The following is a 14,183-nucleotide window of genomic DNA, read 5'->3' as shown; positions in this document are numbered from 1 at the left end:
CGGACGGTCAGTAGGAGAGACCCGGCTGGGGGTTCTCCCGCACCTTGCGGCGGAGCACCACCTGCCGGGTCCCGTCCCGGAAGAGCTGCACCCGGGCGAGTTCCCACCCGGAGAACTCCGCCTGGATGGCGAGCTGCGCCGCGGCGGTCAACCGATCGACATTCGAAGGCAACCGCAGGGGCGCGTATTCGTAGTCCATGACTCCTAATATGCCTGCGGTTCCCGCGACCGCACCAGCCCTCGCCCGCAGTCCCGGCAGGCCGGGCGCCGCCGCAGGTGGTAGGCGTAGGTCGCGGCGCCCAGGGCGGCGCCCCACAGCGGCCAGGCCAGTTGCGGGATGTGGGCCAGGCTCAGCTCGGACGTGTAGAGCTCGGGCTCGCTGTAGAGGCCGAGCGACGCCGCGGTGACCGCCAGCGCGACGAACGTCGCCGGCACGGTGGCCAGCCGGATCGGCACCCGCTTGCCGGCCAGGCCGATCATCCAGCGCGGGAAGACCTCACCCCAGCGCTGCACCAGGCCCAGCGTCAGCACCGCCCCGGCCAGGGCGAACGCGCCCAGCCCGAGACCGGCCCAGACCATGCCGGTGCGCTGCATCTCGGCCAGGAACTCGTCGCTGATCCCGAACGGGATGCCGGCCGCCCAGGCCAGCCGGACCACCGCGTAGAAGGCCGGTACGGCCGCGGCCACGCCGGTCGCCCAGCGGCCCCAGCGCGCAGCCGCCCCGGGCGTGGTCCAGCCGCCCGCCCGGTCGTCGCGCCCGCAGGCCTCGCACGCCCCGGCGGTTCGACGCTGCCAGCGCAGCACGGCCAGGGCCACCAGCAGGCCGAGGGCCAGGCAGACCACCTGGTTGGCGTGCTGCCAGTTGAAGACGATGCCGTAGTCGATCGGCGGCCAGCCGAACGGCGCCCCGACGATCAGGATCGGCAGGTAGCCGGCCAGGGTCAGCAGACGGGTGTCCGGCACCACGATCGCCAGCGCCACCACGACCGCCCAGCACCAGCCCAGCATGGCCAGCCGAGCCGCTCGCGTCGGGTGCCCAGCTGGCAGTGGTAGCTCAGAGCGGTATTCGTGGCTCGGATGCCGCTCCTGGCTACCACTGCCGTGCATGATCAGGAGCAGGACGGCGGTGATCAGCAGCATCCCGGCGAAGATCGGCGCGATCACGGCCGGGTCGAGGGTGCGGAGGACGCTGGTGCCGTTGCGGGGGTCGTCGCGCCCGAACGGGAAGCCGTGCCCGGCGAAGGTCCAGTACAGCCCGAGGGTGCCGTAGGCGGCGGCCGGACCGGCCGCCTTGATCTGAATGCTCATGCGTCCACGCTCGCGGTTCGCGCCGCACGGCGGATCCCGCCCAGGCGTGGACCCGCTCCCGCGCCAGGGGGAGATGCTGTGCTAGCTCGAGATGAACCCGGACCGGTAAGCGACCACCACGGCCTGGGTACGGTCGCGGACGCCCAGCTTGGCCAGGACGTTGCCGACGTGCGTCTTCACCGTCTCGACCCCGAGCACCAGCCGCGCCGCGATCTCGGCGTTGGACAGGCCGTCGGCCATCAGGGCCAGCACCTCGCCCTCGCGGTCGGTCAGGCGTACCCCCGGCAGTTGTTCCTTGGGCTCGCCGTACGCCGCCGCCAGCCGCCGCACCGCCGCCGGGAAGAGCAGCGACTCGCCCTGGGCGACCACCCGGACCGCCTCCACGATCTGGGCCGGCCGGGACCGCTTGAGCAGGAAGCCGCCGGCGCCCGCGCGCAGGGCGTCGTACACGTGCTCGTCGTTCTCGAACGTGGTCACCACCAGCACCCGCGGCGGCGCGTCGAGGCGCTCGTGCAGCAGCCGGGTCGCCTGGATGCCGTCGACGCGCGGCATGCGGACATCCATCAGCACGACGTCGGGCCGCAGCTCGACCACCGCCGGGACCACCTCGGCGCCGTCGCCGGCCTCACCGACCACCGTCAGATCGGGCTCGGCGTCGAGGATCGCGCGCAGGCCGGCCCGGATCAGCGCGTCGTCGTCGACGATCAGGACCTTAGTCACGCGGCAGTCTCGCACGCACCAGCCAGTCGTCGCCGTCCCGGCCCGCCTCGAGCGTGCCGCCGGCCAGCCGCACCCGCTCGCGCATCCCGGTCAGGCCCCGGCCCCGCGAGCGGTTCGCCCGGCCCGCGGCCGGATTGCGCACCTCGATGACCAGCTCCTCGGCCGCCGTGATGGCGAGGCGCACCGAGCCCGTCCCGTGCTTGGCCGCGTTGGTCAGGCTCTCCTGGACCAGCCGGAAGGCCTCGCCGGGCAGCGTTTCCCCGACGTCGAGATCGGCGTGCACCTCGATGCCACCGGCGCGCATGTCGTCGAGCAGCCGCTGCAACCCCGCGCGCGACGCCGGGAGAGCGAAAGGCCGTTCGTTCTCGGCCCGTAACAACCCCAGCACCCGGTCGAGATCGTCCATCGAGGACCGGCCGAGCTCCTCGATGGCCGCCAGCGCCCGCCGCGCGAACTCCGGGTCCTGGTCGAACACCGCCCGCGCCGCGCCCGCCTGCAACGTCGTCGCGGTCAGCGCGTGCCCCACCGAGTCGTGCAGCTCACGGGCCAGCCGGTTGCGCTCGGCCAGCCGCCGCTCGCGCGCCTCGACCGCGGCCATCCGCTCGGCCGGGGACGGCCCGAGCAGCACCGGCGCCATCGTGGCGGCCAGCGCGCCCAGCCCGGCGGTGGCGTAGACCGTGCCCAGCAGGATCAGCAGCGCCACCCCGAGCGAGGCCGCCGTGGGCCGGTCGGACAGGCCGACGAACGCGAACGGCACCGCCGCCACCAGCGCCGTGCCGATCACCGCGCCCACCGTCAGGTGCACCGCGAACCACAGCGCCGCGCGCAGCCGCGTCTCCAGCGCGGGCGGGCCCGGCGCCGGCAGGTCGACGCGCAGCAGCGCCCGGGCGGCCGCGATCTCGAGCTCGCGGGTGCCGCTGAGGAACGGCGGGACCAGGCCGACCACGGCCACCACGGCGGCGATCCCGAGCATGGCCGCCCGGTTGTCGGTGGTGGTGAGCAGGCTCTGGCCGATCAGCCCGGCCAGCAGCAGGTAGGGGAGCAGGATCACCGTGCCGAGCAGCAGGAACACCGCCCGGCGGTAGGTGCTCGCGCGCATCGGGGCGAGCAACGCCCGCCGGATCATCCCTCGCGCTCGGGGTAGCCGACCTCGATCGCCGACACGTCGTCGAGCGCCCGGGCGATCTCACCCGGCAGCGTCAGCTCCTCGCTGAGCAGCGCGCCCTGCAACTGCCCGGCGGTGCGGGCCCCGAGGATCGGCGCGCTCACGCCCGGCCGGTCCCGGATCCAGGCCAGCGCCACCTCGATCGGCGACACGCCCAGCCCACGGGCCGCGGTCGCCACCGACTCGACGATGCTCGAGCTGCGCGGTTCCAGGTAGGGCTGGACGAACCCGGCCAGATGTTCGGACGCGGCCCGGGAGTCGAGCGGGCGGCCGTCCCGGTACTTCCCGGTCAGCACGCCCCGGCCCAGCGGCGACCACACCAGCAGGCCGATGCCCAGCGCGGCCGCGGCCGGCAGCAGCTCGCGCTCGATGCCCCGCTCGAGCAGCGAGTACTCCATCTGGGCGGCCACGATCGGCGCCCTTCCGGGGTACGCGGCCTGCCACGCCGCCGCGCGTGCGGTCTGCCAGCCGGCGAAGTTGGAGACGCCCACGTACCGGGCCTTTCCGCTGGTCACCGCGTGGTCCAGGGCGGCCAGGGTCTCTTCCAGCGGGGTCTGCGGGTCGTACCCGTGCACCTGCCAGAGGTCGACGTGGTCGGTGCCGAGCCGGCGCAGCGAGCTCTCCAGCGAGCTCAGCAGGTGGCCGCGGGAGCCGTCCCGGCGCCGCCAGCCGCCCGGCGTCAGCCCGGCCTTGGTCGCGATCAGCACCTCGTCTCGCGGCACCAGCTGTTCCAGCAGGGTGCCGATCACCGACTCGGCGTCGCCGTCGCCGTACACGTCCGCGGTGTCGAGCAGCGTGCCGCCCGCGTCGAGGAAGAGTTTGAGCTGGGCGGCCGCGTCGTCGGGATCGGTGTCCCGGCCCCACGTCATGGTGCCGAGCGCGAGCCGCGAGACCGCCAGCCCGCTTCGGCCGAGCGGTCGCTGTTGCATGGGTGAACCATATTCACCACCCGCCGTCCAGCGACATCCCGCGCGGCGTCGGTTACCGGACCGAGATGCCTCACGAGCGGGTCAGTAGGCTCAGGTCAGGTTTCCCTATTGTTTCGGGAGGGCTCGTGCGGCTCGGACTCAACCTCGGCTACCAGGCGGCGTGGACAACGCCCGCCGATCATCTGGCGCTCGCGCGTGAGGCGGACCGGCTCGGCTTCTCGGTGGTGTGGGCCGCCGAGGCGTACGGCTCCGACTCGCCGTCGACGCTGGCCTGGATCGCCGGCCAGACCGAGCGCATCGACGTCGGCGCGGCGGTGATGCAGATTCCCGCGCGTACGCCGGCCGCGACCGCGATGACCGCGGCGACCATCGACGCGCTCTCCGGGGGCCGGTTCCGGCTCGGGCTGGGCGTGTCCGGGCCGCAGGTCTCCGAGGGCTGGCACGGCGTGCGCTTCGCCAAACCGCTCGGCCGGACCCGGGAATACGTCGACATCGTGAAGCTGGCCCTGGGCCGCAAGCCGGTGGCGTACGAGGGCGAGCATTTCACCCTGCCGCTGCCCGGCGGCGCGGGCAAGGCGCTGCGGCTCGGCTTCCACCCGCCGCGCGAGCACATCCCGATCTACCTGGCCGCGGTCGGCCCGAAGAACCTCGAGCTGGCCGGCGAGATCGCCGACGGCTGGCTGGCCATCTTCTTGGACCCGCGGACGGCTTCCGACCACCTGCGCCACATCGAGGCCGGCCGGGCCAAGGCGGGCCAGGGGCTGACCGGCTTCGACATCGCGCCCAGCGTGCCGGTGGCGATCGGCGACGACGTGGCCTCCTGCGCCGACGTGATCCGGCCCTACGCGGCGCTCTACGTCGGCGGCATGGGCAGCCGCGAGCAGAACTTCTACAACCGCCTGGCCGTACGCATGGGCTTCGGCGACGCGGCCAAGGAGGTTCAAGACCTCTACCTCGACCGGAAGATCCGGGAGGCCGCGGCGGCCGTCCCGCAGGAGTTCATCGAGCGTACGGCCCTGGTCGGCCCGCGCCCGGTGATCGTCGAGCGGATCCGTGAATACGCCGCGGCCGGCGTCACCACGCTGTCGGTCAGCCCGTACGTGGGAGATCTGAAGTCCGGTCTGGACACCCTGCGCGTGGTGGCCGAGGCGTTCGACGAGGCCGGGGTGGCGTCCTAGTGGCCACCGTCCTGCTCATGCGGCACGGCCGGACCACCGCGAACGCGAGCGGCGGCCTGGCCGGGCGGCAGCCGGTCGAGCTCGACGACACCGGGCGGTCCCAGGCCGAGCGGGCCGGGCAGCGGCTGCGCGCGCTGCCGCTGACCAAGGTGGTGACCAGCCCGCTGATCCGCTGCCGGCAGACGCTCGAGCTGGCCCTGCCCGAGGCCGAGCCGATCGAGGACGACGGCCTGATCGAGTGCGGGTACGGCGAGTGGGAGGGCCGGCCGCTGGCCGAGCTGGCCAAGGACCCGCTGTGGCCGGTGGTGCAACAGCACCCCAGCGCGGTGACCTTCCCGGACGGCGAGGCGATGGCCGCGATGTCGGCCCGCGCGGTGGCCGCGATGCGCCGCTGGGACGCGGCGGTCACGGCCGAGCACGGGCCCGAGGCGCTCTGGCTGGCCTGTAGCCACGGCGATGTGATCAAGGCCATCGTCGCCGACGCGATGGGTCTGCACCTGGACGAGTTCCAGCGGATCGTGGCCGACCCGGCGTCGATCAGCGTGATCCGGTACACGCCGACCCGCCCGTTCCTCGTGCGTCTCAACGACACCAGCGACTTGACCAGCCTCATCCCGGCGGCGCCGGCGTCCAGCGACGCGCCGGTGGGCGGCGGGGGCGGTGGTGACACCGCGTAGTTGACTGTTTCCGCAGCGTAAAGCGCGGTTGCGCCCTCGGCGAACCCCGCCGGTGCGCTGCGCGCTCGCGTCCCGGGGCGGATAGGCTTTTTCGTATGACCCACCAGGTGCATGCCTTCGAGCCGCCGGAGCGGTTCGTCGCCGGCACGGTCGGCGAGCCGGGCGACCGCACCTTCTTCCTCCAGGCCCGCGGTGGTGGCCGCGTGGTCAGCGTCGCCCTGGAGAAGGTGCAGGTGTCACTCCTCGCCGAAAAGCTCGAGGAGCTGCTCACCGAGGCCGGCCGCCGCTTCGGCGTCGACCTGCCCGACGCGCCGGTGCTCGCCCTGCACGACAACGAGCCGCTCGACACGCCGGTCGACGAGGAATTCCGGGTCGGCACCCTCGGGCTGGCCTTCGACGTCGACACCACCACGGTCGTGATCGAGGCGATCGAGGCCGGTGAGGGCGAGGCCGAGGTCGACCTGGGCGCCGACGACGACGAGGTGGCCGACGACGATGACGACGACGAGGACGAGCCCGACGACGACCTCGACCGGCTCCGGGTGCGGCTGACCCCCGAGAAGACCCGCGAGTTCATCGACCGGGCCCGCCGCGTGGTCGCCGCCGGCCGCCCACCCTGCCCGCTCTGTGGCCAGCCCCTCGACCCCGCCGGGCACCTGTGCCCCCGGCACAACGGCTACCACCGGTGACGATCTCGGTGCTGCCCGAGGACGACGCGGTCGAGTTGCTGACCCGCGGCGAGATGGAGCTCGAGGGCCGCCTCGTCGACGCGTCCAACACCACGTTGCGCGCCGAGATCACCCTCGACGGGCTGACCCGGCGCTGCGTCTACAAGCCGGTGCGCGGCGAGCGCCCGTTGTGGGACTTCCCCGACGGCACGCTGGCCGGCCGCGAGGTGTCGGCCTACCTGGTCTCCCAGTCGACCGGCTGGGGCCTGGTGCCCCCGACGATCCTGCGCGACGGTCCGCTCGGCGTCGGCGCCTGCCAGCTCTGGATCGACGAGCCCGACGACGCCTCCTCGCTGATCGGCTTCGTCCCGGCCTACGACGTGCCCGAGGGCTGGCTGGCGGTCGCCTCGGCCCGCGACGAAGAGGGCGACGCCTACGCCCTGGCCCACGCCGACGACCCGCGCCTGGCCCGCCTGGCCGTCCTCGACGCCGTGATCAACAACGCCGACCGCAAGGGTGGCCACGTCCTCTACGCCCCGGACGACCGCGTCTTCGGCGTCGACCACGGCGTCAGCTTCCACGTCGAGAACAAGCTGCGCACGGTCCTTTGGGGCTGGACCGGCAAGGCGCTCCCGGCCGAGGCGGTCGAGACGTTGTCGTCGTTGCGGGCGGCGCTCGACGGCTCGTTGGGCGAGGCCCTCGAGGAGCACTTGACGATCTCCGAGGTCCAGCACATCCGCCTCCGCGTCAAGCGGCTGCTCCGCGTGGCCAAGTTCCCCGACCCGCCCACCGACTGGCCCGCCGTCCCCTGGCCCCCGGTGTAGGGGCCTGTTCCGCCACTCCGAGCTATTTGCGCGTGGAGACCTGGTGTCAGGGGTCCCGGTGGCGGGTTGACGGGCTGGGCGCGCGGCCGCCCCGTTGGGTGATGGGGTGGGGCGGGAATGGGTTTGGGGGTTGGGGTGAGGGTGACTTCGCACGCAGGTGGAGCGGAGCGACCCTCGGCGGGAGCGACGGTCTGGACCACCCACCCGGCTGCGACCTCCTGCTCTTGAAGTTGATCTTGATTTTGACCGGGCGAGAGGCACGGATCACAGCTACACGGAAATCCGCTGGATAGGGTTTTGGGATGGACGCTTGGGTTGGGCATGAGGTGCCGTCGTTGCCGGGGACGTCGCGTGAGTTGCGGCTCTACGACTCGGCGCGCCAGGGCGTGTTCGAGAGCGCGCCGGCCGGGACCGCGTCCATGTATGTCTGCGGCATCACGCCCTACGACGCGACCCACCTCGGGCACGCGGCCACGATGATCACGTTCGACCTGGCGCAGCGGGTGTGGCGCGACGCCGGGCACGACGTGACGTACGTGCAGAACGTCACCGACATCGACGACCCGCTGCTGGAGCGGGCGGCCCGGGACGGTGAGGACTGGATCGTCCTGGCCATGCGCGAGACGGCGCTGTTCCGGGAGGACATGGAGGCGCTGCGGATGATCCCGCCGGCGCACTACGTGGGGGCGGTCGAGTCGATCCCGCGCATCGCCTCGCATGTCCGTGACCTGATCGCCGGCGGCTCGGCGTACACGCTGGAGGACGGCACGGGGGACGTCTACTTCAAGGTGGCGGCGGCGCCTTCATTCGGGTACGAGTCGCACTTGTCGCGGGACGAGATGGTGACGCTGTCGGCCGAGCGCGGCGGCGACCCGGGGCGCGAGGGCAAGCTCGACCCGCTCGACCCGCTGCTCTGGCGGGGCGCCCGCGACGGCGAGCCGGCCTGGGACGGCGGTGACCTGGGGCCGGGGCGGCCCGGCTGGCACATCGAGTGCGCCACGATCGCGCTCCACCTGCTCGGCACCACGATCGACGTGCAGGGCGGCGGCAACGACCTGCTCTATCCCCATCACGAGTGCTCGGCCGCGCACGCCGAGACGCTGACCGGTGACCGGCCGTTCGCCCGCCACTTCGTGCACGCGGGCATGATCGGGCTGGCCGGCGAGAAGATGTCGAAGTCCAAGGGCAACCTGGTCTTCGTGTCCCGGCTGCGCGGCGACGGCGTCGACCCGATGGCGTTGCGGCTCGGGCTGCTGGCCGGCCACTACCGCACCGACCGCGAGTGGACCGACGACGTCCTCAAGACCGGTCAGGAGCGGCTGGCGCGGTGGCGTTCGGCCGCTTCCGCCGGTGCCGGGCCGTCCGGCGAAGGGCTTCTCGCTTCGGTACGCGAGGCGCTCACGAACGACCTCGACGCGCCGGCCGCGCTGGTGCTCGTGGACGCGTGGGCCGAGGCCGCGGTCGCCGGCGCCGGTGATGACGTGACCGCACCCGCCGTCATGGCGCGGACGGTGGACGCGTTGCTGGGCATCAAGCTCTAGGTGTTCTGTCCCTCTCAGGCCAGCGCGAATCCGGGATCCGGGTCGGGGTCCGGCGTGGGCGCGGGGATGCGGTAGTCCTCGGTCAGCGTGGTCATCGGGCCCGGCCATGTCGCCTGGGACACCTCGATCGGTTTCCGCGACTCGTCGAAGGCGACGTGCAGCAGGTGGAGCACCGGGGTGTCCGGGCGGATCTGCAGGATCTCGGCCTCCTCGCGGCTCGGCTGGCGGGCGCTGATCGTGTCCGTCGCCGAGGCGTAGCGGCGGTCGAGCGCCTCCTCCGCCTCCTGGTACAGCGGCCGCCCGAACGCTTCACGGCGCTCCAGCGACGTGCCGGTGACGTCCTTCAGCCGGAACCACGAGGCGCCGACCTCGACCGTGGCGTCGTCGGTGCGCACCACGTGCCGGCGGACCAGCATCTCGGTTCCGTCGCGCACCCCGAACGCGTCCGCGACCTCCGGGGGAGCGGGCTCGCGGCCCACCGCGACCAGCTGCTGCCGGTAGCGGGCGGCGAGATCCGCGTGGTAGCCGCGGTGTGAGCCGTAGCGGCCGCGGGCGAGCCGGTTGAGGCGGCGGCGGGTGCCGCGGACGTACGTGCCGGAGCCCGGCTTGGTGATCAGGATGCCCTCGACGCGCAGCTGGTCGACGGTCCGCTGCACGGTCTGCTTGGCGACGCCGAACATCTCGGCCATCGCCGGGATCGACGGGAGACGCTCGCCCGGCTGCCAGTCGCCGCGGCGGATGCGCTCCTTGAGCTGGGTGGCGATCTGCCGATGCGGAAACTCGGCGGCGCCCGGGTTGATCGTCATCGCGTACCTCCTGCACCTAGGTTCCTAGGATGCCTCAGGCGGCGTGCCCGGCCCGGCAGCGACACGCTGTCGGCGGTCTGGGAAGCTCTCGGTCGTGGAAGCACTCCGGCTGATCCTTCTGTACGTGCACCTGATCGGTTTCGCGCTCCTGCTGGGCGGCCTGGTCACGCAGTACCTCAGCGGCAAGATCCGGATCAACAAGGCGGTCCTGTGGGGCGCCATCGTCCAGCTGCTCAGCGGCATCGGCCTCGCCGCGCCGCTGCGCGGGGGTGGCGACGCCGAACCCGATCCGATCAAGCTGGCCGTCAAGCTGGTGATCGCGCTGCTGATCTTCGTGATGGTCGTCGTGCCGCGGAAGCGGGAGTCGGTGGCCAAGGGGCACTTCCTGGCCATCGTCGGCCTGACCCTGGCCAACGCGGCGGTCGCCGTCTTCTGGCGCTGAGCCGGCACGGCGATTCCGGTTGCTCTGCTCCCGGCGACGCGCGATCGTCGAGCCATGCTGACCCCGGAGATCCTTGCCTACTACGAGCGTGGCGGTGAGACCGATCGCCTGGCCGCCGGTGTCGGGCGCCTGGAGTTCCTGCGTACCTGGGACATCCTGACCCGCATCCTGCCGCCGCCGCCCGCGGTGATCGTCGACGTCGGCGGGGCCACCGGTGTCTACGCGGGTCCGCTGGGGCGGGCCGGGTACTCGGTGACCGTGGTCGACCCGGTGCCTTCGCACGTCGCGGCCTCGTCCGGCCTGCCCTCGGTGACCGCGATCCTGGGCGACGCCCGCTCGCTGCCGTTGTCCTCCGACTCCGCAGACGCCGTGCTGCTGATGGGGCCGCTCTATCACCTGCTCGAGCCGGTGGCCCGTGCGCTTGCGTGGCGGGAGGCGGTGCGGGTGGCCCGCCCGGGCGGTGTGGTGGCCGGCGCGACGATCACCCGGCACGCGCCGCTGCTGGACATCGTGTCGCGGGGCCTCTTCGGCGACCGCCAGATTCGGGCGATCACCCTGGCCGACATCGCGCACGGCCGGCACCTTCCCACGCGGGACCGCCAGGTGTTCACCACGGCCTACTTCCACGCGCCGGGGGAGCCGATCTTGGAGGCGGCGGCGGCCGGTTTGACGGGGGTACGGACGTTCGCCGTCGAGGGTCCGGTCTGGACCATGACCGACCAGCTCACCGAACTGCTGGCCGACCCGGTGACATCGGTCGAGCTCCTGGCCGTGCTGCGGGGCCTGGAGGCGGAGCCGGCCCTGCTGGGCGCCTCCAGCCACTTGCTGACATTTGGCAAATCCTGACGGCGATACCGCAATCTGCGGTATAGCAAGTACGTCCGCTTGGCCGCATACTGACGTCAGAGTCACGAATGGGGTCCGTGGACGAAGGAAGCGGCGCCCAGCTGCCACTGAGCGCCGCCTCGGGCATCCGACCCCGGAGAGGGGAAAGGGTGTGCCCGCTCAAATCCCATCCTTCTCCTCCTTTCCGGGCGGTGCAAGACCCGCGCGGAAGGAGGTGAAGCAGATGACCGTCTACTACCGAAGCCGCCATGTGGTGATCACGGAGAAGCTCGTCAAGGTCCGGGTCGACCACGGGTGGCGTCTGTGGGTCGTCGCCGAACTGCGAGGCTGCACGGTGCAGCACGACGATCTGCCGTGGACCACCGGATTGTGGGCGCTGGGCTCGTCCGCGATCGTCGTCGGACTGGTGGCCACCCGCTTGGGTGGCTGGGCGCTGCCGCTGGCGCTGATCGTCTTCGCCGTGGCGGTGGCCGTCGCGATCATCGAGCGCCGGCGGGCCCGGGCCCGGTCGTGCTCCGAGCTCCGGGCCACCTACAAGGGGCAGGACGTGGTCGTGTTCGAGCTGCCGAGGCGCGAGTTCGACGCGGCCTGCCGGGGCCTGATCCGGGCCATCGAACGAAGGGAAGACGCGAAGTCGTAATCATCCGCGACCGATCGGGCCTGCCACGGTGGTGTACTTTTCCTGTCTGCGGTATAGCTGACAGAGGTACAGCAGGCTCACACAGCGTTATCGACGATGGAGGCACACAGTCGTGTCCGGGCGGGCCGAACACCCAGCCGTCTCCCGATGGCGGGTTCGGCACGCCCTGCGGGCGGCCCGGGACGCCAAGGGTCTGACGCAGACCGAGGTCGCCGACGAGATGGAGTGGTCGCTCTCCAAGGTGCAGCGTATCGAACTGGGTGAGGTCAACGTGTCGGCGACCGATCTGCGGTCGGTGCTCGACCTCCTCGACATCACCGACCCGGAGACGGTCAACCGGTTGCTCGAGGAGGCCCGGGTCTCCCGGCGCGAGCGCTATGTGGTCGACGCCGACCTCCGTGAGCACCTCACCCCGAATTCCGTCCAGCAGGTGCAGTTCGAGGCCGTGGCCGACTCGATGGAATGGTTCCTGACCTACGTGGTCCCCGGTAGCCTGCAGACACCGGCCTATGCCGAGGCCGTGCTGCGCTTCTTCGATCCCGCGATCGCCGACAACCGGCTCAAGGTCCGGATGGAGGTGCGCGCCCAGCGTCGTCGCGCCGCGCTGGAGTCGGAGGATCCGCCGGAGCTGAAGGTCGTCCTCTACGAGCCGCTGCTGATGATGAACGTCGGTGGCGCGGGCGTGATGGCGGAGCAGCTTCGTGATCTTGCCGCGTCGGCCCGCCGGCCCAACGTCAAGATCCGCATCCTGCCGATGGCCGAGGGGCTGCTGACCGGCATCGGCATGTTCGGCCTGATGCGTCTTGATCGCGGCGTCTTCGCAGGTGAAGTGCTCTATCGTGAGCTAGCGGGGACCGACTCACTGGACGATGATCACGAACTGGTAGAACTTCATCGCACCGCATTCGTTGAAGCATGGGAACGTTCGTTGTCCGAAGAAAGGTCGGCCCGGCGGATCATCGCCGAGGCCGCCGCTCTCGAGGCACAGTGAGAAGCGAGGATCGATGACGCAGGCCACAACGAAGTGGATCAAGAGCACGTATTGTGGCGACGCCGCATGCGTGGAAGTGGCGGACGGCCCAGATTTCGTGGCTGTGCGTGACGGCAAGCGGCCCGACGGCGGCATGCTGGAGGTCTCGCACGGCGACTGGCGCGGGTTCCTCGAGGGCATCCGGGCGGGCGACTTCCCGCGTTGAGTTTTTCTGATGGCGCGCCGGCTCGTGGCCGGCGCGCCATTTTTGTGTCAATCCTAAGTCTTCGTTAAGGCGGCGAGGTCAAGTACGCTGACGGCGGAGCGAGGGGAGGTTCCCATGGCAACACTCGAGAACCTGGTCTGGGGAACGCAGCAGCTTCTGCTCGAACGGGGCGTGTGCCGAAGTGGCCTCCGACGGCGAGTTCGTCTACCTTCGCAACAGCCGCGAGCCCGGCAAGGTGATCAAGCTCGACCTCGACGAATGGGCCACGTTCCGTGCGGCCATCCACGCCGGACAGTTCTGAGCAGGCCTACGTTCTGAGCAGACCTACCAGGAACCCGCCGTGGGGCCGGCCGAGCCGCCCCGGCGCCGCAGGTACTTCTCGAACTCGCTGGCGATCTCGTCGCCGGTCAGCGGCTGGATGCCGGCGTCGCCGACCCGTTCCTCCAGCTCACGCACGTACTCGCCCAGCTCGGCGTCCTGTTCGGCGGCCGCTCGCACCCGCTTCTCCCACTCGTCGGCCTCCTCGGCCATCTCGGCCATCGGGACCGGGAGGTCGAGCACGTCCTCGAGGCGGTGCAGGAGGGCGAGCGTCCCCTTCGGGCACGGCGGGTTGTTGGCGTAGTGCGGGACGTGCACCCAGAACGACAACGCGTCGACCTCGGCTCGGCCGCAGGCCTCTTGCAGGACGCCGACGATGCCGGTCGGGCCGTCGTAGCGGGTGGGCGCCACCTGGTACTTCGTGGCGACGTCGGGGCGGGACGCGGAACCGCTGATCGGCAGCGGGCGGGTGTAGGGCACGTCGGCGAGCAGGGCGCCGAGCAGCACGATGCGTTCGACCTCGAGGCTGTGGCAGATCTCCAGGACCTGCTCGCAGAAGGTGCGCCAGCGCATGCTCGGCTCGATGCCGCGGATCAGGACCACGTCACGGTCGGCGCCGGGCGGGGAGGCCTGCATGAACCGGGTCGTCGGCCACTCGATCGAACGGGTCTCGCCCTCGGTCATCGTGACCGTCGGCCGGCTCACCTGGAAGTCGTAGAACTCCTCGGGATCGATCGCGGCGATCTGGCGCGCTTCCCACACCTGCTCGAGATGTTCCACGGCCGCGGTGGACGCGTCGGCCGCGTCGTTCCAGCCCTCGAATGCTGCGATCGCCACCGGGGAACGCAGCACGGGCAGGCCGTCGAACTCGCTCACGTTCTCCACCTTCCGCCATTCGTACTCACAGAGCCTACGTGCCGCGCCT

17 protein-coding genes and 1 pseudogene are annotated in these 14,183 nt (G+C 71.7%); 11 read left to right on the top strand and 7 right to left on the bottom strand.

Translation table 11 applies throughout. The features are described 5' to 3' along the window. Positions 1–7: 7 nt before the first annotated feature. The 5 genes from AB0O15_RS34750 to AB0O15_RS34730 form a co-directional block, all read right to left on the bottom strand. Positions 8–199, bottom strand: coding sequence for a DUF5703 family protein (locus AB0O15_RS34750; RefSeq protein ID WP_364327670.1), 192 nt, complete (start codon positions 197–199; stop codon positions 8–10). Positions 200–204: 5 nt separating this feature from the next. Beyond that, positions 205–1,308 (bottom strand): hypothetical protein, encoded by a 1,104-nt coding sequence (locus AB0O15_RS34745; RefSeq protein ID WP_364327667.1) that lies wholly within the window; start codon positions 1,306–1,308, stop codon positions 205–207. 81 nt (positions 1,309–1,389) lie between these two features. Then, positions 1,390–2,028, bottom strand: coding sequence for a response regulator transcription factor (locus tag AB0O15_RS34740; protein ID WP_364327665.1), 639 nt, complete (start codon positions 2,026–2,028; stop codon positions 1,390–1,392). Next, the gene (locus tag AB0O15_RS34735) at positions 2,021–3,127 is read right to left on the bottom strand and encodes a histidine kinase (protein ID WP_364327662.1); all 1,107 of its coding nucleotides are present in this window, start codon (positions 3,125–3,127) and stop codon (positions 2,021–2,023) included. Before AB0O15_RS34735 ends, AB0O15_RS34740 begins: the two co-directional genes overlap by 8 nt. Before the next feature lie 23 nt (positions 3,128–3,150). Further along, positions 3,151–4,122 (bottom strand): aldo/keto reductase, encoded by a 972-nt coding sequence (locus AB0O15_RS34730; protein WP_364327660.1) that lies wholly within the window; start codon positions 4,120–4,122, stop codon positions 3,151–3,153. Positions 4,123–4,247: 125 nt separating this feature from the next. On the opposite strand from AB0O15_RS34730, the gene AB0O15_RS34725 reads away from it, so the two are divergent. The 5 genes from AB0O15_RS34725 (at position 4,248) to mshC (ending at position 9,010) form a co-directional block, all read left to right on the top strand. Then, entirely contained in the window at positions 4,248–5,300 is a 1,053-nt protein-coding gene (locus tag AB0O15_RS34725) for an LLM class F420-dependent oxidoreductase (protein WP_364327657.1), read from the top strand. Continuing rightward, positions 5,300–5,977, top strand: coding sequence for an MSMEG_4193 family putative phosphomutase (locus AB0O15_RS34720; protein WP_364327654.1), 678 nt, complete (start codon positions 5,300–5,302; stop codon positions 5,975–5,977). Before AB0O15_RS34725 ends, AB0O15_RS34720 begins: the two co-directional genes overlap by 1 nt. A gap of 95 nt (positions 5,978–6,072) precedes the next feature. After that, on the top strand, positions 6,073–6,666 hold the full coding sequence (locus tag AB0O15_RS34715) for a DUF3090 domain-containing protein (RefSeq protein WP_364327651.1): 594 nt from the start codon (positions 6,073–6,075) through the stop codon (positions 6,664–6,666). A gap of 2 nt (positions 6,667–6,668) precedes the next feature. Continuing rightward, on the top strand, positions 6,669–7,469 hold the full coding sequence (locus AB0O15_RS34710; protein WP_364327846.1) for an SCO1664 family protein: 801 nt from the start codon (positions 6,669–6,671) through the stop codon (positions 7,467–7,469). Between the two features lie 302 nt (positions 7,470–7,771). Beyond that, on the top strand, positions 7,772–9,010 hold the full coding sequence (mshC, locus tag AB0O15_RS34705; RefSeq protein ID WP_364327649.1) for a cysteine--1-D-myo-inosityl 2-amino-2-deoxy-alpha-D-glucopyranoside ligase: 1,239 nt from the start codon (positions 7,772–7,774) through the stop codon (positions 9,008–9,010). Between the two features lie 14 nt (positions 9,011–9,024). Here the strand turns inward: mshC and AB0O15_RS34700 are convergent, their stop codons facing one another. Then, entirely contained in the window at positions 9,025–9,816 is a 792-nt protein-coding gene (locus tag AB0O15_RS34700) for a GntR family transcriptional regulator (RefSeq protein WP_364327646.1), read from the bottom strand. Positions 9,817–9,910: 94 nt separating this feature from the next. On the opposite strand from AB0O15_RS34700, the gene AB0O15_RS34695 reads away from it, so the two are divergent. The 6 genes and pseudogenes from AB0O15_RS34695 to AB0O15_RS34670 form a co-directional block, all read left to right on the top strand. Continuing rightward, a complete protein-coding gene (locus tag AB0O15_RS34695; RefSeq protein ID WP_364327644.1) occupies positions 9,911–10,258 on the top strand; it encodes a hypothetical protein in 348 nt (115 codons plus the stop codon). A gap of 54 nt (positions 10,259–10,312) precedes the next feature. After that, positions 10,313–11,104, top strand: a complete 792-nt coding sequence (locus AB0O15_RS34690) for a class I SAM-dependent methyltransferase (RefSeq protein ID WP_364327641.1) — start codon at positions 10,313–10,315, stop codon at positions 11,102–11,104. A gap of 223 nt (positions 11,105–11,327) precedes the next feature. After that, positions 11,328–11,744: a DUF6232 family protein gene (locus tag AB0O15_RS34685; RefSeq protein WP_364327638.1), complete on the top strand. Its 417-nt coding sequence runs from the start codon at positions 11,328–11,330 to the stop codon at positions 11,742–11,744. A gap of 112 nt (positions 11,745–11,856) precedes the next feature. Next, entirely contained in the window at positions 11,857–12,735 is an 879-nt protein-coding gene (locus AB0O15_RS34680) for a helix-turn-helix transcriptional regulator (protein WP_364327635.1), read from the top strand. 13 nt (positions 12,736–12,748) lie between these two features. Next, the gene (locus tag AB0O15_RS34675) at positions 12,749–12,940 is read left to right on the top strand and encodes a DUF397 domain-containing protein (protein ID WP_364327632.1); all 192 of its coding nucleotides are present in this window, start codon (positions 12,749–12,751) and stop codon (positions 12,938–12,940) included. Between the two features lie 157 nt (positions 12,941–13,097). Beyond that, a pseudogene (locus tag AB0O15_RS34670) lies at positions 13,098–13,241 on the top strand (DUF397 domain-containing protein); the annotation flags it as partial. A 23-nt stretch (positions 13,242–13,264) separates the two neighbouring features. Here the strand turns inward: AB0O15_RS34670 and AB0O15_RS34665 are convergent. Continuing rightward, positions 13,265–14,134 carry a PAC2 family protein gene (locus AB0O15_RS34665; protein WP_364327629.1) on the bottom strand — a complete coding sequence of 290 codons (870 nt, stop codon included), beginning with the start codon at positions 14,132–14,134 and terminating at the stop codon, positions 13,265–13,267. Positions 14,135–14,183: the final 49 nt, after the last annotated feature.

Source organism: Actinoplanes sp. NPDC089786 (assembly GCF_040684855.1).
Lineage (GTDB): Bacteria > Actinomycetota > Actinomycetes > Mycobacteriales > Micromonosporaceae > Actinoplanes.
Note: the sequence above shows the minus strand (reverse complement) of the source record. Positions and strands in the feature narration are given on the sequence as shown.